This window comes from Burkholderia sp. MSMB1459WGS (assembly GCF_001534535.1).
In the GTDB taxonomy this organism is placed as follows: Bacteria; Pseudomonadota; Gammaproteobacteria; order Burkholderiales; family Burkholderiaceae; genus Burkholderia.
The window spans coordinates 195269-212781 of the sequence record NZ_LPMU01000059.1 but is presented as its reverse complement, the minus strand read 5'-3'; the positions used below and the strand labels follow the sequence as shown (position 1 = coordinate 212781).

The window sequence follows — 17513 nt, the reverse complement described above, 5'->3', positions numbered from 1 at the left end:
TTCGTCACACTATCTCAAAAATAGAACGAAACTCACCGCGATTCGCGACTGAGAAGCGAAAAAACCTCAATTCGGTCGGAAATGTTGCGCAGGAAGCGTGAATGGCAAGAATTGCGCCGTTGCCCGTCGGACGGCCGGACCGGCATATTGCCGGCGCGGGACGGCTCGCCGGGCCTCGGCCGCGATCCTTGCAGACCGCGCGGAACACGCTGCCGCGGGCGGCGCGTATGCTACCGCAAGCACGCGCCGCGCGACGGATTTTCTTCGCGGAAAACTGACCTGGATCAAATCGTCGACCCCACCACCCTGTCCTCCGCGCATGGGCGAAGCACACGGCTTGCGCGGCAGGTCGGCAAATCGTTCCGATTCGACGGACATGCGCTGCGGCTCGGTGTCGGCATCGGCATCGGGATCGGGATCGCGACGCCGCCGGCCGACGGCACCGACATGAATGCGCTGATCGAGCGGGCGGATCGGGCGATGTACAAAGCCAAGCGAATGCGGTCGCGGCGCTCCGCGCCCGCATGACGCCTGGCACGCATCGCTAGCCGATCGGCCGCCCCGCGATCGCGATCCCGACGACGATCCACTGCACGACCGCGACGAGCACGGCAGCCCGGCACAGCCGGACCGCGCCGCGCACGCGCGCGTCGAGCGTGCGCCCCGCCTTCGCTGCGTCGATCCAGCCCAGATCGACGAGCGCGCGGTCGAGCGCCGCGAGCCCGTCGTCGACCGATGCATGACTTCCCGCCGCCCGCGCCAATGCGGCGAACAGCCGCCGATCGATCTCGATGCGCACCGCGTACCACAGCGCCGCGATCCCCGATCCCGTGCTGACGGCGGCCAGCAGCACGCGGGCGAGCGTCGCCGGCGGCCAGCCCGCCGCGATCCACCCGCCCGCGCCGGCCGCAGCCAGCGCGGCCGCGATCGCCCACACGCCCGCATCGAGCGCGCCGCGCGCGGCGGCAATCCTGAACGGAGCGCACGGATCGCGCATCACCCGTCCCCCCCGTCGCAACGGCGATCGATCCACTGCTGCAGCACGGCCACGCCCTCCTCCGACCACACCGCATGCGGCCGGACCGCGCGCACCGCGGCCAGCGCGTCGCGCGCATTCGTCAGCCCGCGCCGCGCCGCGAGCCAGGCAGCCGCGCACAGCACGCTGCGCCCGTAGCCGAGTGCGCAGCAGACCAGCACGTCGCGCCCTTCGCCATGCAGGCGTTCGAGCGCCGCGACGGCCCGCGCGAGCTGCGCCGCCGTCGGCGCGACGAGGTCGAGCTGCGGCACGCACGCATACACGAACGATGCATCGGCCGCGGCCCAGCGCGGCATCTCGGCGGTCAGGTCGACCAGCGCGGTGAAGCCGTGGCGCCGGATGTCGCGCGTCGTCGGCGTACGGCCGATCGACACGCGTTCGTCGATCCGCACCGGCGCCGGCTGCCGGAACGTCCACAACCGCGAATTGACGAACGCGCCGGCGATCGTCGGCGCGAGCAGCCAGCCGATGAAAACCGGAAACCGCCCGTGCGCATCTTTCTGAAACGCGCCGGGCGCGCCGCGCCGGTAGGCCCAGGCGACGCAGGCGAGCGCCAGCGCGACCCACCCTGCCGCCAGCGCCCAGCCAGGCGCGCGCGGCACGCACGCCAGCGCCGCGAGTGCGACCAGCGCGGCACCGCACGCATAGCGGCGCGCGAGCGCGCGACTGGCCGCGCACGGCGACGCGTCGGCGCCCGGCAATCGGCCAGTCGCATCGCGCAACGGAAACAAGAACAGCGCGAGGCAGCCGACGGCCGCCCCGGTCGGCACGTCGATCGCGTGATGCTGGTAGGTCGTCAGCACCGACACGCCGATCGCCGCGAACCACGAATGCAGCACGACGCGCGCGAACGTGCCGCGCAGGTGCTTCGCATAGACGGCCCACAGCACGACGAGCAAGCCGATATGCAGCGACGGCGCCTGGTTGAACGGTTTGTCGAAGCCCATCAGCAGCGTGAACAGCGCACCGGCCATGCCGCCCGCGTCGGGCCGTTCGAAGCCGAAGCGCAGTGGCCACGCGATGAAGCACGCGACCGACACCAGTTGCACGGTCAAGAGCCGCTTCACGTGATCGAGCAGATCGTCGCGGCGCGTCCAGAAGAAGAACGACAGCGCATACAGCAGGTCGATCGACCAGTACGGCACGATCGTCCACGGCACGAACGGGATCGCATGCTCCCAGCCGAACGCGAACGTCGGCACCGCGGCGCGGCGGGCGGCTAGCCAGTTCGCGAAGCCGTACGTCGAGAAGAATACGGCGCCCATCGGCGCGAGCCAGCCGACGCGCAGCGCAAACGACGCGTCGCGCGCGCCGGCCGCCGGCTCGGCCAGCCCGCTCCCCGCGCCAGCGCCGCCGCCGAGCGCGCTCATGACGCGTCGACCCGCTGCGCGAGGCTGACCGTGAAGATTCCCATCTCGTCGATCCGCTGGTCGAGCTTGCGGAAGCCCGCCCGCGCGACGAGCTCGTCCATTTCGGCCTGCGAACGGCGGCGCATCACCCAGGTCGACTCGCCGCGGTGATTGTTCAGCACGCGCGCGATGAATTCGAGCTGCGGATGCCACGGCTGCCCCGTATAGACGAGATAGCCGCCTGGCGGCACGGCCTGCGCGAGCCCGCGCAGCGAGCGCTCGATCAGCGCGTTCTCGCCGAACAGCTCGTACAGCCCCGACACGATCGCCAACGTCGGCCGCGGCTCGAGCGTCGCGAGCGACGCCTCGTCGAATGCGTCGCCGCGCTCGAAGCGTGCGATCGGCTCGAGGCCGCGCTGCGCGATCAGCACGCGCCCGGCCTCGACGTTCGGCGGGCTGTAGTCGCGCAGCGTGATGTCGTCGGGCGCCGCGCCGTCGCGCTCGGCGGCCATCGCGATCGCGTCGAGCACGTAGCGCCCGTGGCCGGCCGCGATGTCCACGATCCGCACCGGCGAGCCGTGCCCGCGCAGGCGGCCGATCGCCGCGCCGATCAATTCCTGCAGATGCACCTTGCGCTGGCGGATGCCGACCCAGCCCGGCGAATCGAGATACGTGCGGTCGATCAGCGCGCCGACGCCGAGTCGCCCCTGCGCGCGATTGCGGTACACGTAGTCGAGCGTCGAACCCGAATCGAAGCCGAGCCGCAGCCCGAGCGCGATGCCGTCCGACAGCGCGCCGCCGGCTTTCAGGCCGGCGCGCGCGAGGGCCCAGTACGCACGGGCGAACACGTTGGCCGGCGGCCGGACGAGCGCCGCGTATTCGTCGTGGAACGCGCCACGCCGGTCCGCATCGGCGAGCGACACGCGCGGGCTCGGCGCATCGAACTCGCGCAGCACGAACGCACGCAGCGGCGCGAGCGCCTGCGCACGGTCGCGCTCGCCGAGCGTGTCGTGATAGAAGCCCGGCAGCACGATGCGCTCCTTGCGCGCCGAGCCGAGCCGTTCGAAGAAGCGGTCCTGCGGGCCGCGATGCACGACCCAGTCGGCGCCCGAGATCAGCAATTGCGTCGGCACGGTGATCGCGGCCGCGTCGGCGACGATCCGCTGCGCGGTATCGTGCAGGTCGAGCAGCATGTTGACCGCGATCGGCCGCGTGATCAGCGGATCGGACGCGTAGCTCGCGATCCGTTCGGGATCGTGCGTGAGGAATTTCGGCTTCACGTAGCTGTTCACGTAAAACAGCCCGCGCAGCTTGTGCATCAGCCGCAGCCCCGGTCGCGCGAACGGCACGTAGAGCTTGATGTGGAACGCCGGCGACGCGACGACGAGCGCGCGGATCGGCGGCGCATAGTCGTGCGCCCAGGTCGCCGCGAGCACCGCGCCGACGCTCTGGCCGACCACGGCCATCTCCTCGATCGCGATGCCGTGCGTGTCGCGGATATGCTCGACGAAGGTCTGCAGGTCGCGCACCGACGCAGCCGCACTCGGACTGTAGCCGCGCGCGCCCGGCGAGCGGCCGTGGCCGCGTGCGTCCCACGCGAAAAAAGCGAAATCCGGCAGGTCGAGCTCGTCGACGAGGTGCGCGACGCGCGCCGAATGTTCGTGCCCGCGATGCAGCAGCACGATGGCGCCGCGGCAGCGTGCGCCCGTCGCGGGCCAGTGCCGATAGAACAGCGTTTCGCCGTCGTGCGTGACGAAGTCGGCCTCACGGGCCGTGCGTGTGCTCATGCGATCTCTCTCGTTTCGTTGTTCGAATCGTGTGGCGCCGCCCTCCGGCGCCCGGCCCGTCAGCCGCCCGCTTCGGCAATGCCCGCCTGGACGCGCCGCACCGCCGTCACGATCGACAGCACGATCAGCAGCCGCCACAGCCACGCGGCGACACTGCCGACCGGCAAACCGAAGCCGATCCACAGCGCGAACGCGCCGAGGGCCAGCGCCCGGTCGCTCTTGCCGAACGGGCCGTCGTAGCGGCGCGTCGCGCCGACGAGCGGGCCGATCAGCCCCGCGCATTCGACGATCACCGCTGTCAGCGCGAACAGCCAGACGTCCGCCGGCGCAAACGCGGGAATGGCGAGGAACGGCAGTACGAGCGCGACATCGGACACGATGTCGCCCAGCTCGTTCAGGTACGCGCCGAGCGTGCTCTTCTGCCCGTGCTCGCGCGCGAGCATCCCGTCGATCGCATTGAGCGCCATCCGCGCGAACAGCCACAACGGAATCAGCAGGAACAGCACGCGGGCGAACACGCCGAGCCCCGCGAGCGCGCCGACGACGATCGAGCCGCCGGCCGCGAACAGCGTGACCTGGTTGGCGGTGACGCCGCGTTCGGCGAGCGAATTCGCGAACGGGCGCAGACGGTCCTGGAATTTGGGTTTGAGTGCGTAGAGGCTCATCGTTTCGTATTCGTATTATTCGCGCGGCACGATCGGATACGTTTCCCGCCGCCATGCCCCGGGCGGCGAAACGGCCGTCGCCGGCCTGGATTGAACGGCCCTCATCGTCGCCGAGCGGCCTCGCTGCGTCAAGCATGCGGCCCGGGCCCCCGGCGGCGCCAATCTGGCGTTTTTCGTCGAAACTCGCGATAATCCGCTGGCCCGATCGCAGCGAGATCGATTCGAACTGCAAACGGGCACTCGTGCAACAGCCGATTATCACGCCGCCGACCGGCGCATTCGCCGCGATGCAACAGCGTGCAACGGCGAATCGTCCGATTATCGCGGACCTGCGACAGGCAGCCACGAACTTGAAAAAATCTAAACGAGAGCGATCCGGCGCGCATCCTGCCGCGCCGACATTCCGGGGTTCCGTCCGCCGCGCGTGCGCAGCGGGCCGGGCATGCATGCAGGAGCCGGCGCGCCGATGAACATTCTCAACGTCTGGCAGCGCGACTTCCTGCTGTCCATCGTGCGGCTCGTCGCCGGCGCGTATCCCGTCTGGCATCAGGCGCCGCCGTCGCCGACGCAGAAGATCTATTTCTCGAACCATACGAGCCACATCGACACGCTCGCGATCCTCGCCGCGCTGCCGCGCGACGTGCGTGCAGTCGTGCGGCCGGTCGCCGCGCGCGACTACTGGGACAGCAGCAACCTGAAGCGCCACATCGCGCAGAAGCTGCTGAACGTCGTGCTGATCGACCGTCATCGCGAAAGCGGCGGTGATCCACTCGACCCGGTGCGCGATGCGCTGCGGCAGGGTCACTCGATCATCATCTTCCCGGAAGGCACGCGCGGCGCCGACGTGCTGCCGCAGCCGTTCAAGAGCGGGCTGTTCCATCTCGCAACGGAGTTCCCGGACGTCGCGCTCGCGCCCGTCTATCTGGAGAACCTGCAGCGCATCATGCCGAAGGGTGCGATCTGGCCCGTGCCGCTGATCTGCAAGGTGCATTTCGGCGCGAACGAAGCGCTCGGCGCTCAGGAAGACAAGCCGACGTTCCTCGCCCGCATGCGCGACGCGGTCATCGCGCTCGCGCCGCCGCAGCGGCCGGCCGGCTGAACGCGGCGCCCCCTCCTCCCTTTTCCGGATATCAACCATGCGAACCCTCTTCTGGGAACTGGTCGCGGGCGTCACGGGCGTGCTCGTCGTCGCGACAGTGATCGGCGCGATCCTCGGCGCGCGCAGCGGCGGCACGAGCGCGACCATCGTCAACCTGAACCAGCGCATCCGCGCATGGTGGGCGATGATCGCGATCATGGCCATCGCGATCGGCCTCGGCAACAACGTCACGTATCTGGTGTTCGCGCTGCTGTCGTACCTGACGCTGCGCGAATTCATCACGCTCACGCCGACCACGGCGAGCGACCATACGACGCTCTTCATCGCGTTCTTCGTCGCGATCCCCGTGCAGTACCTGCTGCTCGGGATCAACTGGTACGGGATGTACTCGATCTTCGTGCCCGTGCACCTGTTCTTCGCGATGTCGCTCGTATCGGCGCTCACGCAGGACACGCGCGAATTCCTGAGCCGCAACGCGAAGATCAACTGGGCGTTGATGGTGTGCGTGTACGGGCTGAGCCACGCGCCGGCCGTGCTGATCCTCGACATTCCGCACTACGCGGGGCAGAACGCGCTCCTGCTGTTCTTCTTCCTGTTCGTCGTGCAGATCAGCGACGTGCTGCAGTACGTGGTCGGCAAACTGTTCGGACGCCGCAAGATCGCGCCGCAGTTGTCGCCGTCGAAGACGATCGAGGGTTTCGTCGGCGGCGGCCTGCTGGCCACGCTGTGCGGCGCGTCGCTGTATCGCGTGACGCCGTTCGGCTTCGGCGCGGCGTTCGGGATCTCGCTCGCGATCGTGATCGCCGGCTTCGTCGGCGGGCTCGTGCTGTCGGCCGTCAAGCGCTCGCTCGGCACGAAGGACTGGGGCTCGATGATCGCCGGCCACGGCGGCATGCTCGATCGCGTCGATTCGATCTGCTTCGCCGCGCCGGTGTTCTTTCACCTCGTGCGCTACCTGTACGTGTGATGCGCGGGCGGCGTAACGCCGCCCGTTCCGGCGCGCGACGACTCAGTATCCGTCGCGCAGCGCCTTCGGCACGACTTGACGCCCGCACGCGGCGTCGAACTTCACCGTGTAGTGCGTATGAATGGTCTTGTCGCCGCGCGTGCCCGATTCCGTGAGCGCCCGGCCCCGTCCCGGCACTACGCCAGCGTTACGCCGGATCCGGCACCTCGATCGCGAGCAGCGCCGAACTGATCGACTTGCCGTGCGCATCGAGCGCGAGCGAGCGCGTCACCCCACCGCCGAGCGCATCGCGCAGCACGAAGTTGAACGCGCCGAGCACCGGCAACTCGTAGCGCACGACGTCGCCGTGGACGATGCCCGCAAGCCATCCCTTGACCGCCTCCGCATCCAGATGCGTGCGCAGATGATCGTAATGACGCGGATCGCGGCAGATGACCGACACGTTCAGCGTATTGCCCTTGTCGCCGGTGCGCGCATGCGCGAGTTCACGCAGTTGCATCAGGCCTCCACGAATGAAAACGACGGCGTCACGGCCGCGCGCGGCAGCAGCACCGATTGCACGGCGATCACCTCGCGCGTCGACTTGAACGCGCCGCCGCCGCCGGCCGGCCCGTTCGTATAGAGCGTCTCGACTTCGTTGCCGATCCGCGCGGCTTCGGCGGCGTTCGCCGCCCGGCCGGCCACCCGCACGCGCACCTCGGCCGGCTCGCCGCGCGCGGCCGGCGTCGCGTCGCCATACAGCGCATCGACGCCGATCAGGTCGAAGCGCAATTCGCTCGCCGCGACGCCGGTCAGCGCGAGCCGCTCGCGAACGATGTCGAGTGCAAGACGCGCACGGGCGAGCGCGCCCGGGCCGCCGTACGAGATCTGGCCTTCGCCGATCCAGCCGTCGACATACGCGACCGACACCTTCAGCGTATCGGGCCGCGCGGTGCCGCGCCCGCCCGTCACGCGCACGCGATCGGCCGCTTCCTCGGCGACTGCCACGCGCGTGAAATCGGCCACGACGTCGGGCTGCAGATATCGCGACGGGTCGTGAATCTCGTAGAGCAGTTGTTCCTTGCAGGTCGCCGCGCTCACGCGGCCGCCCGCATGCGGCACCTTCGTGATCACGACCGAGCCGTCGGCCGCGACCTCGCCGATCGGGAAGCCGAGCCGCGCGAGATTCGGCACGTCCTTGTAGCCAGGATCGGCGAAATAGCCGCCCGTCACCTGCCCCGCGCATTCGAGCAGATGGCCGACGACGGTCGCCTGGCCGAGCGTGTCCCAGTCGTCCATCCGCCAGCCGAACGCATGGATCAGCGGCGCGGCGAACAGCGACGGGTCGGCGACGCGGCCGGTCAGCACGACGTCCGCGCCGGCCGCGAGCGCATCGACGATCGGCGCGGCGCCGAGATACGCGTTCGCGGACACGATGCGGTCGCGATACGCGGCGACTTCATCGCCCGATTCCTCGAAACGGAACGCGCCGCGCAGCACGACGTCGAGCACGTCGTCGCCTTCGACCGCCGCGACTGTCAGTCCCGCGATGCCGAGCGACTGCGCGATCTGCGCGGTACGCCGTGCGGCCGCGCACGGGTTCGCCGCACCCATGTTCGATACGATCCGCACGCGCCTGGCCGCCGCGACCGGCAGCACCGCCTGCATCCGCGCGTCGAGCAGCGGATCGTAGCCAAGCGCGGGATCGTTGCGGCGCGCCTGCTGCGCGATCGCGATCGTGCGCTCGGCCAGGCACTCGAACACCAGATAGTCGAGCTGCCCGTGTTCGGCCAGTTCGACCGCGGGCTCGATCCGATCGCCCGAGTAGCCGGCGCCCGCGCCGATTCGCACGCGTCGTTCAGTTTGCATGGCTGTCATGTCCGTACCGTCGTCCGGCGAAATGCGCCGCCGGGAAGAATCAAAAGATGCCGAGCGCGACGCTGGCGATCGTCATCACGATCGACGCGCCGAACAGCAGCGGAAACGTGAATTTCTGGTGCTCGGCCAGCTCGATCCCGCACAGGCCCACGACGAGGAACGTCGCGGGCGTGAGCGGGCTGACCGGGAACCCCGTCGTCATCTGGCCGAGCAGCGCCGCCTGCCCGACCTGCACGGCCGGCACGCCGAGCTGGCCGGCCACTTCCGCGATCACCGGCAACACGCCGAAGTAGAACGAATCGGGATCGAACAGCATGCTGAGCGGCATCGACGCGAGACCGAGCGCCACCGGGATATGGCCCGCCATCGACGGCGGCACGAAGCCGACCGCCGCCTGCGCCATCGCCTTCAGCATCCCGCTGCCCTGCATGATCCCGGTGAACACGCCGGCCGCGAGCAGGATGCCGGCCATCATCAGCGCAGCGCGCGCATGCGCGTCGATGCGCTTTCGCTGCATGTCGACGTCGGGGTAATTCACCATCAGCGCGATGCAGAGCCCGACCATGAACATGATCGCGGGCGGAATCTTCTCGCCCATCACGACCATCGTGCCGAGCACGACGAACGTCAGCACGAGGTTGAACCAGAACAGGTGCGGCCGGCGCAGCGCCTGCTCGTCGGCGGTCAGCTCGCGTTTGGGCAACGGAATCGACGCATCGTTGCGCGACAGCCCGAGCCGTTTCTCCTCGCGCCGCCCGAGCCAGTACGCGACGCCGAACACGAACACGAGCCCGATCGCCTGCACCGGAATCAGCGGATTGAACAGCGCCGACACCGGCAGGTGCAGCGACGCGGACGCGCGAATCATCGGCCCGGTCCACGGCAGGAAGTTGATGCCCGCGGCCATCGACACGGCGGCGGCCAGCACGCGCCGGTCCATCTTCAATCGGTCGTACAGCGGCAGCACGGCAGGAATCGTCACGAGAAAGCAGACGGCACCCGAGCCGTCGAGGTGGATCAGCAGCGCGAGCAGCGTCGTGCCCATCACGATGCGCGTCGGCCGCGTGCCGACCGCGCCGAGGATCCGGTCGATGATCGGATCGAGCGTGCCGGCGTCGGTGATCGTCCCGAAATACAGGATCGCGAACACGAACATCCCGACGACGGGCGCGAGCCCCTTCAGCCCGTCGATGACGAATTTGCTGGTGTGCAGCCCGAAGCCGCCGAGCAGCGACGCGGCGATCGGCACGACGATCAGCGCGACGAGCGGCGACATCCGCTTCGACAGAATCGCGGCCAGCAGCACGACGATCGTGCCCAGCCCGAGTAACGGCAGCATCGGTGTCTCCTACCTTGTCTTTTGTTGGAGACGAGCGTAAGGTCGGCGCAGCGATAGCACAATTGAAATGATTTGATCGCAGCAATCACGAACCGTTATGGATCTGAATCTTCGCGACATTCGCGCGTTCGTCACCGTCGCGCACGCCGGCAACTTCACGCGCGCCGCCGCGCGGCTGCATCTGTCGCAGCCGGCGCTGACGGTGCAGATTCGCCGGCTCGAGGACATCGTCGGCGCGCGCCTGTTCGACCGCAACAGCCGCAGCGTCGCCCTCACGCAGACCGGGCGCGAGTTACTGCCGCTGTTGCAGCGCTCGCTCGACGACATGGAGCGCGTGCTGCGCGATGCGCGCGCGCTCGGCGAAGGCACGAGCGGCACGGTGCGGCTCGCTTGCCTGCCGACCTTCGCGTCCAGCGTGCTGCCGGAGCTGATCCAGTCGTTCCGGCGCGACGTGCCGCGCGCGGGCTTCGAGATCCGCGACGGCGTCGCGAGCCTCGTCACCGCGCTGGTGCGCAACGAGGAAGCCGATCTCGGGCTGACCGGCGGCGACACGTTCGATGCGACGCTGGAGGTGCTGTACGCGGGCGCCGACCGGCTCGTCGCCGTATGCCCGAAGGATCATCCGCTCGCGCGCAAGCGCCGCGTGAGCACCGCCGACGTCGCCGGCGTGCCGCTCGTGCTCACCGCGCAGGGCACGAGCGTGCGCAGCGTCGTCGATGCTGCGCTGAAAGCGGCCGGCTGCACGCCCGATATCGCATGCGAGCCCACCTACATGATGACGGCCGTCGCGATGGTGCGCGGCGGCCTCGGCGTGACGATCCTGCCCGCGACCGCACGGGAGGTGCGCGCCGAGCCCGACCTGGTCGCGAAGCCGATCGACGATCGCGCGTTCGTACGGCCGATCGCGCTCGTCGTGAAGCGCGGGCGCACGCTGCCGCGCGTCGCGCAGGCGTTCGCCGACCTCATGCTCGCGGAATTGAAAAAGCGCGCATGAAGCGCGCCCGATCCGCGACAGTGCGTCCGGCGCTTACTGCGCGTCCGGATCGACGTGCAGCGATTCGCCGATCGCATAGAAATTGCCGCCCGCGATGTAGTGCAGGCTGCGCAGCGCGGGGTCGGCCGATTCGAAATACCAGTGGCCGTCGCGGAACACGCGCGTGTCGGACCATGCGCCGACCACCTCGCCGATGAACAGATCGTAGGTCTGCTGATTGTGCGGCTCCGGAATCAACCGGCACACGAGCCATCCCGAGCAGCCGGCGACGAACGGCAGGTCGTGACCTTCGACGTCGAACAGCGTGACGCCCGCTTCGCGCAGCTTGTCGGGCCGCTGCGCGAGGCTGTGGCTGCCGACCGCATGCGTGAGCTGCAGTTGCGCGGCCGTCGGCACCTGAATCACGAACGTGCCGCTGCGCTCGACGAGTTCGCGCGTCTTCGCGGACTTGTCGAGCACGACGGTCAGCTTCGGCGGCAGGAAATCGAGCGCGCACGCCCAGGCGGCGGCCATCACGTTGTCGACGCCTTCGTGGCGGGCCGACACGAGCACGGTCGGGCCGTGATTGAGGAGACGGTAGGCTTTCTTCAGCTCCACCGGAGCGATGTGACTGTCCATACGGGTTCCTTGGAGAACGGCGCGCACGGACGGATGCCGTGCGGCGCGGCGCCGGCCGTCGCACCTGCGCGCGCTCGGGCCGCCGGCTGCATTCTCTCATCCGATTTCGATCGGCGCCGCGCCGCTGCCGGTTACTTCGCGAACAATTGGCCGATGTCGCGGAACGCCTTGAATTCGAGCGCATTGCCGCACGGATCGAACAGGAACATCGTCGCTTGTTCGCCGACCTGCCCCTGGAACCGTACATACGGCTCGATCGCGAACGTCACGCCGAACGTGCGCAAGCGTTCGGCCAGCGCTTCCCAGCTCGCCCAGTCGAGCACGATCCCGAAATGCGGCACCGGCACGTCGTGACCGTCGACCGCATTCGTATGCGCGCCTTCCTGAGATGCGGTTTTCGGATGCTCGTGGATCACGAGCTGATGCCCGTAAAAGTCGAAGTCGACCCACTGTGCACTCGAGCGCCCCTCCGCGAGCCCAAATACGCGACCGTAGAAATCGCGTGCGGCCGGCAGGTCGTAGACCGGAATCGCCAGGTGAAACGGGGAAAGACTCATGATGGCCTCGTGAAGAAATGCTCGCGTGGCGCGAGGACCGCACCATGTTAGACAAGGCCGAGCAAAAATTAAATCAATATATAATTTTGCGATTCACAAACGGAATCGATGAATGATCCGCGAGCTGAAAACCCTCGTCGCCGTCGCCCGGGAAGGCACCTTTGCCGCGGCCGGCAATCGTATCGGACTCACGCAAGCGGCCGTGAGCGCGCAGATGCAGCGTCTCGAAGCCGAACTCGGCTTCGCGCTGTTCGATCGGCAAGGGCGATCGGCGCGGCTCAACGAGCGGGGCCATCACGTGCTCGACCAGGCGCAGGCGCTGATCGGCCTGTACGAGAACCTGAGCTCGACCGCGCCCGGCTCGCCGGCCGCCGTGCGCGTGACCATCGGCGCGATCGCATCGGTGCAGAGCGCGCTGCTGCCTGCCGCGCTGGCCGAGTTTCATCGCCTGCATCCCGCGTGCCGGACACGCGTGATACCCGGGCTGTCGATCGAGCTGGTCAACCGGGTCGATGCGGGCGAAATCGACATGGCCGCGATCATCCGGCCGCCGTTCGCGCTGCAGAGCGACCTGCACTGGACGACGCTCGCGCAGGAGCCGTTCCGGCTGATCGTGCCGCGCGGCGTGAAAGGCAAGGACTGGGCCGCCCTGCTCGCGCGCGAGCCGTTCGTGCGCTACGACCGCGGGTCGTTCGGCGGCCGTCAGGTCGACCGCTTTCTGCGCAAGATGCACATCGCGGTGCGCGACACCTGCGAACTCGACGAGCTCGACGCGATCGTCAAGCTGGTCGAAAACGGCGTCGGCGTCGCGATCGTGCCGCAGACCGCCGGTTATCGCCGCTGGCCGGCCGGCGTGCGCGCGATCGACCTCGGGCATCACACGTTTCACCGCGACATCGGGCTCGTGCATCGCGCACGGCGCACGATGTCGGAACCCGCGCAGACGCTGGCGCAACTCATCGACGCAGCGTCGCGGCGGCGCCCGTTGCCGGCCGCGTGATCGACGCGTGGCGGCTCAGCGCCGCCCGGCCGCCCAATCCACCGCCGCGTCGAACAGCGCGATGCCGGCCGGCGACAGGTTCGTGAACGTGTCGTTGTCGAGGAAGAACATCACGCGGCGCGCCGGCGCGAGCGTTTCGTAGTCCATCGTCGCGCCCTTCTCGTATGCAAAGATCGCGGCCTTGTCGGGTTGCCCGTACACGGTCGCGATCGTGATCGCGCCGAGCCCCGGCTTGCCCCAGCTCATCGGCGCCTGCTTGCCGTACGCGTTCGTCGCGCCGGCCGGCAGCCCGGCCGCCATCGGATGCGGCGCATTGACGAGCCACAGGTAGCGCTCCTTGCCCGTTTCGCCGAAGTCGACGTCGTGCCGCTTGCCCGTCATCGCGAGATCGTCGAGCAGGTCGTTTTCCCACGTCACGAGCGGCTTGTCGAGCGTGCGCCAGCCGGGCCGCACGTTCTTCGACGATACCGTCGACGAGATCACCACCAGATCGGCGTCGCGCGCCGCATCGGGCGTGGCCGCCTCGTCGATCAGGCGCACCGCGTAGCCGCGTTCGCCGAGATGCTGGCCGATGCGTTCGTCGACCTTCAGGTTCGGGCCGTGCAACTGCACGAGCATCGCGACGCGCGTGACGGGCTGCGGCGCATCGGCGGCGAATGCGGGTGCCGACGCGCCCGCGCCGACGCCGACGCCCACGGACAGCGCAAGCACCGCACCGACGATCGTGCGCAACAAGCGGCGGCGCGCGCCGGTCTTCGTCTTCAGATTCATCTGGATTCCTGTCGAAGCCGCGCGCCGGCGTAACGGCCGCGGCGATTGTATGGTCGGACCTGCAGCGTGGTCAGCCGCGCAGCCACACGTGGCGGCCGGCATGGAGGGCGTCGATTTCTCGATGGAGGGACAGTTTGTCAGCGGACATGGCCGGGTTCCGGGGTGCGCAGGCGTCAACCATTTTGTAAATGAGAATGATTATTATATACAAAACGAGATGGTGACCGCGGTTTCGGTACGCGAGCGACGCTGACGCAGCGACGGATGGCGAAGTCGATACCGCCGCCGGATGCGAATCGCGCGCGGTTATCACATTCGTTCCGGGCCGGCCAATTCGATTCGTTAAATAATGATTTGACGGATCGATAACAATATCGCGCCTGCGGGCATTCACCCGAATATCGCGCCGAATTATCACACCCCGCGCAAAACGCAATGGAAAAATCGAGAAACGGCAATCCATTGATACACACCGCTCAATAATCCAAATCCCTCAAAAGTGAGTTTCCGGGAATGTGCCTGTCGGCATCAGGCCACAACGAAGAATTTCATTTTTGCCGTTTTATTGCGGCTCTGTAGTCTCCTGCCATTCCGAATCACGAACCCACCATGCGCAAGGAGATGAAAATGAAACGCACGACCCTCTCGCTGATTTCGTTCGCGTCGATCACGGCGATGCCCGTCGCGCATGCGCAGTCGAGCGTCACGCTGTATGGCGTGATCGACACGTCGCTCACCTATGTGAACCATGCGCAAGGCAAGGACAACGCGTGGATGCTCGGCAACAGCAGCGCGGGCAATCTGGCCGGCAGCCGCTGGGGCGTGAAAGGCACCGAGGATCTCGGCGGCGGGCTGAAGGCGCTGTTCCAGTTGGAGAACGGCTTCGACCCGAGCAACGGCCGGCAGGGCCAGGGCGGCCGTCTCTTCGGCCGGCAAGCCTTCGTCGGCCTGACGAGCGACCGCTACGGCACGCTCACGTTCGGCCGCCAGTACGATCCGCTCGTCGATCTCGTGCAGGGCATCACCGCCGACAACTACCTCGGCAGCGTGTTCGCGACGCCGGGCGACGTCGACAACTACGACAACAGCTTTCGCGTCGACAATGCGGTGAAGTACACGTCGGCCGTCTATGCGGGCCTGCAGTTCTCGGCGATGTATTCGTTCGGCGGCATCGCCGGCAGCACCGGCGCCGCGCAATCGTACTCGGCTGCCGTGTCGTACAACAACGGGCCGTTCAGCGTCGCGGGCGGCTACTTCCACGCGACCAACAGCCCCGCGTCGAACGGCTTGCGCAACGGCTGGACCAGTTCGTCGGACGGCACGTTCGACGGCCCGATCAACAGCGGCTATGCCAGCGCGCACTCGCTCGGCATCGCCCGCATCGCGGGCCAGTACGTCGCCGGCCCGTTCACGTTCGGCCTCGGCTACAGCAACGCGCAGTACCGCCGCGACGCAAGTTCGGTGTTCGGCTCGAACGAGCACTACAACACGGGGCAAGGTTTCGTGAACTACCAGGCGACGAATGCGCTGCTCGTCGGCGTCGGCTACAGCTACACGCGCTCGGGCGGCGACACGTCGGCGACCTATCACCAGGTATCGGCCGGCGCCGACTACAGCCTGTCGAAGCGCACCGACGTCTACCTGACCGCCGCGTACCAGCACGCGAGCGGCCAGACCGGCGACGGCAACGGCGGCTCGATGGCCGCGCAGGCATCGATCGGATCGTACGGTTATGCGGGCACGAGCTCGCAGACGATGGTCAACCTCGGCCTGCGTCACCGCTTCTGACGGCATGCTCGAGACGGCCGGCTACGCGCGGCGTGGCCGGCGCCTTCGCATCGCGCACACGGCGGCTTCGGCCGCCGTTTTTCATGCCGCTTTCCTTCGCCTCGGCAACGGCTGTTGGACGATTTCCCCTTTTCGCTCCGTTCATCGCCAGTTTCATCGCGCAACTGACGTAATACGTCAGGATCCAGTCGCTGCCGTTGTAATCGCATGCGCGCAAATGCCAGCCATTTTTACCGATCGGCCATCGTCTCGACCCGTGATCCGGCGCGATAAAAATGCGCGGCGCACGCGTGGACAAATGCAAAGGAAAGTTTGACGCGAGCCATTTGCCCGCTTGCTATGGCACACTTCGCGTCTGCGTAATTTCCTTGCACCGGGCGGCCGGATTCCGCCCCATCCTGCCATGCCGCGTCATATCACTCGCCCGCTCAGCCGCGACACGCTGACAGTCGCCTCGACGATCGCGCTCTCGTGCGCGCTCTGCGGCGTCGCGCGGGCCGATTGCCTGGACGACGCGGCCGCGTTCCAGCACGTGAGCGTCAGCCTGATGCGCGGCATCGCGCAGGTCGAATCGGGGATGAATCCGAACGCGGTGAACACGAATACCAACGGCACGGTCGACATCGGGCTGATGCAGATCAACAGCACGTGGCTGCCGACGCTCGCGCGCGAAGGCATCACGCGGGAAAGCCTGTTCGATGCGTGCACGAACGCGTACGTCGGCGCGTGGATCCTGTCGCAGAACATCCGCCAGCTTGGCCCCAACTGGAACGCGATCGGCGCGTACAACTCCGCGTCGCCCGACAAGCGCCTCGCGTACGCGCGCAAGGTCTATGATGCAATCCGGACCATGCCGGATTCGCCGGATACTCCCATGCCCATCCTTCCACCGTCCTTCACGCCGCCGCAACAGGCGCAGACGTACAACCCGTTCGCAAGCCTGAGCGTGTCGGCGCCGCCCGTCACGCGTGCACGGTCGATATCGCCGGCCGCGCCGCCTCCGCCGCCGCAGGGCGGCCCCGCCGGGCCTGCCGGTACGTACAACTTCGGATGGACGGTGACCGGCGCCGACCAGGCCAAGCCGACCCAGGTGTTCGACGACGGCGCGCGGATCTACGTGCAGTTCAGCGACATGAAGCACGTACCGGCGATCTTCACCGAAACGTCGTCGGGACGCGTGCTGATGTCGTGGGAGCTGCAATTCCCGTATGCCGTTCTGACACGTCCCGCGCAAACGTTGATCTTCCAGCTCGGGCCGTTCGAAGCGCGCGCGCAGCGGGGTGCGGCAGGGATGACCGCTCAGGGCGGGGCTGGAACGGGAACGCAGCGTTCGGGCGCGACGACGGCAACGGCTGCAGCCACTGCGCCGGCGGCGAAACAACAGGCCGCGAATGCATCGACCAAGCGCACGGCGTCGGCCGACGCACTGTGGTATCTGAATACGCCGTCGACGTCGGGATCGGCATCGACAGCGAGCACGGCGAATGGCGCGCCCGCGTCGGCGCCATCGAACATGCCGGCCACGTGGCCCACCGCGGTAACGTCGAATACGCCGCCGCCGGCGATGCCCCAGGCGCCGGCTGCTGCAACGCCGGCTACGCGCGTCAGCACTGACGCGCTCTGGTATATCTCGAAGTAACGTACGGGCCGGTTGCGTCTCGGCAATCGGCGTGAGTCGGCAAGCGG

At 68.0% G+C, this 17513-nt stretch carries 18 protein-coding genes and 1 pseudogene; 7 read left to right on the top strand and 12 right to left on the bottom strand.

Going from position 1 to position 17513, the window contains the following annotated elements; translation table 11 throughout:
* Positions 1–81: 81 nt before the first annotated feature.
* Positions 82–528 (top strand): diguanylate cyclase domain-containing protein, encoded by a 447-nt coding sequence (locus WT97_RS35125; RefSeq protein WP_082751470.1) that lies wholly within the window; start codon positions 82–84, stop codon positions 526–528.
* Between the two features lie 16 nt (positions 529–544).
* Here the strand turns inward: WT97_RS35125 and WT97_RS22270 are convergent, their stop codons facing one another.
* Genes WT97_RS22270 through WT97_RS22255 form a run of 4 tightly spaced genes read right to left on the bottom strand, consistent with a single transcriptional unit; the run spans position 545 to position 4837 of the window.
* Complete coding sequence (locus tag WT97_RS22270) at positions 545–997, bottom strand: hypothetical protein (protein WP_059502074.1); 453 nt, start codon at positions 995–997, stop codon at positions 545–547.
* Positions 997–2406 carry a phosphatase PAP2/dual specificity phosphatase family protein gene (locus WT97_RS22265; RefSeq protein ID WP_060354445.1) on the bottom strand — a complete coding sequence of 470 codons (1410 nt, stop codon included), beginning with the start codon at positions 2404–2406 and terminating at the stop codon, positions 997–999. Before WT97_RS22265 ends, WT97_RS22270 begins: the two co-directional genes overlap by 1 nt.
* The gene (locus tag WT97_RS22260) at positions 2403–4172 is read right to left on the bottom strand and encodes a bifunctional alpha/beta hydrolase/class I SAM-dependent methyltransferase (protein ID WP_059502070.1); all 1770 of its coding nucleotides are present in this window, start codon (positions 4170–4172) and stop codon (positions 2403–2405) included. The genes WT97_RS22265 and WT97_RS22260 overlap by 4 nt, the downstream gene beginning before the upstream one ends.
* 59 nt (positions 4173–4231) lie before the next feature.
* Positions 4232–4837 (bottom strand): CDP-alcohol phosphatidyltransferase family protein, encoded by a 606-nt coding sequence (locus WT97_RS22255; protein WP_060036401.1) that lies wholly within the window; start codon positions 4835–4837, stop codon positions 4232–4234.
* 466 nt (positions 4838–5303) lie between these two features.
* On the opposite strand from WT97_RS22255, the gene WT97_RS22250 reads away from it, so the two are divergent.
* Positions 5304–5936 carry a lysophospholipid acyltransferase family protein gene (locus WT97_RS22250; protein ID WP_059502129.1) on the top strand — a complete coding sequence of 211 codons (633 nt, stop codon included), beginning with the start codon at positions 5304–5306 and terminating at the stop codon, positions 5934–5936.
* A 37-nt stretch (positions 5937–5973) separates the two neighbouring features.
* Positions 5974–6903: a phosphatidate cytidylyltransferase gene (locus WT97_RS22245; RefSeq protein ID WP_059502067.1), complete on the top strand. Its 930-nt coding sequence runs from the start codon at positions 5974–5976 to the stop codon at positions 6901–6903.
* Positions 6904–6945: 42 nt separating this feature from the next.
* On the opposite strand, the pseudogene WT97_RS34990 reads toward WT97_RS22245, so the two are convergent.
* The 4 genes and pseudogenes from WT97_RS34990 to WT97_RS22230 form a co-directional block, all read right to left on the bottom strand.
* Positions 6946–7059: pseudogene (locus WT97_RS34990) on the bottom strand (topoisomerase IV); the annotation flags it as partial.
* 31 nt (positions 7060–7090) lie between these two features.
* Entirely contained in the window at positions 7091–7402 is a 312-nt protein-coding gene (locus WT97_RS22240; protein WP_060354444.1) for a hypothetical protein, read from the bottom strand.
* Entirely contained in the window at positions 7402–8760 is a 1359-nt protein-coding gene (locus WT97_RS22235; RefSeq protein WP_060354443.1) for an acyclic terpene utilization AtuA family protein, read from the bottom strand. Before WT97_RS22235 ends, WT97_RS22240 begins: the two co-directional genes overlap by 1 nt.
* Positions 8761–8800: 40 nt before the next feature.
* Positions 8801–10099 (bottom strand): CitMHS family transporter, encoded by a 1299-nt coding sequence (locus WT97_RS22230; RefSeq protein WP_060354442.1) that lies wholly within the window; start codon positions 10097–10099, stop codon positions 8801–8803.
* Positions 10100–10196: 97 nt separating this feature from the next.
* On the opposite strand from WT97_RS22230, the gene WT97_RS22225 reads away from it, so the two are divergent.
* Entirely contained in the window at positions 10197–11093 is an 897-nt protein-coding gene (locus WT97_RS22225) for a LysR family transcriptional regulator (RefSeq protein ID WP_059792504.1), read from the top strand.
* 33 nt (positions 11094–11126) lie between these two features.
* Here WT97_RS22225 and WT97_RS22220 read toward each other — a convergent pair whose 3' ends face one another.
* Together WT97_RS22220 and WT97_RS22215 are read right to left on the bottom strand one after the other, a co-directional pair.
* The gene (locus tag WT97_RS22220; RefSeq protein WP_060354441.1) at positions 11127–11711 is read right to left on the bottom strand and encodes a flavin reductase family protein; all 585 of its coding nucleotides are present in this window, start codon (positions 11709–11711) and stop codon (positions 11127–11129) included.
* 131 nt (positions 11712–11842) lie between these two features.
* The gene (locus tag WT97_RS22215; RefSeq protein ID WP_059502055.1) at positions 11843–12268 is read right to left on the bottom strand and encodes a VOC family protein; all 426 of its coding nucleotides are present in this window, start codon (positions 12266–12268) and stop codon (positions 11843–11845) included.
* A gap of 112 nt (positions 12269–12380) precedes the next feature.
* Here WT97_RS22215 and WT97_RS22210 point away from each other — a divergent pair, with 112 nt between their 5' ends.
* Positions 12381–13268, top strand: coding sequence for a LysR family transcriptional regulator (locus tag WT97_RS22210; protein WP_060354440.1), 888 nt, complete (start codon positions 12381–12383; stop codon positions 13266–13268).
* Positions 13269–13283: 15 nt separating this feature from the next.
* On the opposite strand, the gene WT97_RS22205 is transcribed toward WT97_RS22210, so the two are convergent.
* Positions 13284–14039, bottom strand: coding sequence for a hypothetical protein (locus WT97_RS22205; protein ID WP_060354439.1), 756 nt, complete (start codon positions 14037–14039; stop codon positions 13284–13286).
* A 627-nt stretch (positions 14040–14666) separates the two neighbouring features.
* Here WT97_RS22205 and WT97_RS22200 point away from each other — a divergent pair.
* Positions 14667–15827 (top strand): porin, encoded by a 1161-nt coding sequence (locus WT97_RS22200; RefSeq protein ID WP_060354458.1) that lies wholly within the window; start codon positions 14667–14669, stop codon positions 15825–15827.
* Here WT97_RS22200 and WT97_RS34270 read toward each other — a convergent pair.
* The gene (locus WT97_RS34270) at positions 15799–16131 is read right to left on the bottom strand and encodes a hypothetical protein (RefSeq protein ID WP_156440309.1); all 333 of its coding nucleotides are present in this window, start codon (positions 16129–16131) and stop codon (positions 15799–15801) included. The two genes, WT97_RS22200 and WT97_RS34270, sit on opposite strands and share 29 nt — an antisense overlap.
* Before the next feature lie 99 nt (positions 16132–16230).
* Here WT97_RS34270 and WT97_RS22195 point away from each other — a divergent pair, with 99 nt between their 5' ends.
* A complete protein-coding gene (locus WT97_RS22195) occupies positions 16231–17466 on the top strand; it encodes a transglycosylase SLT domain-containing protein (protein ID WP_060354438.1) in 1236 nt (411 codons plus the stop codon).
* Positions 17467–17513: the final 47 nt, after the last annotated feature.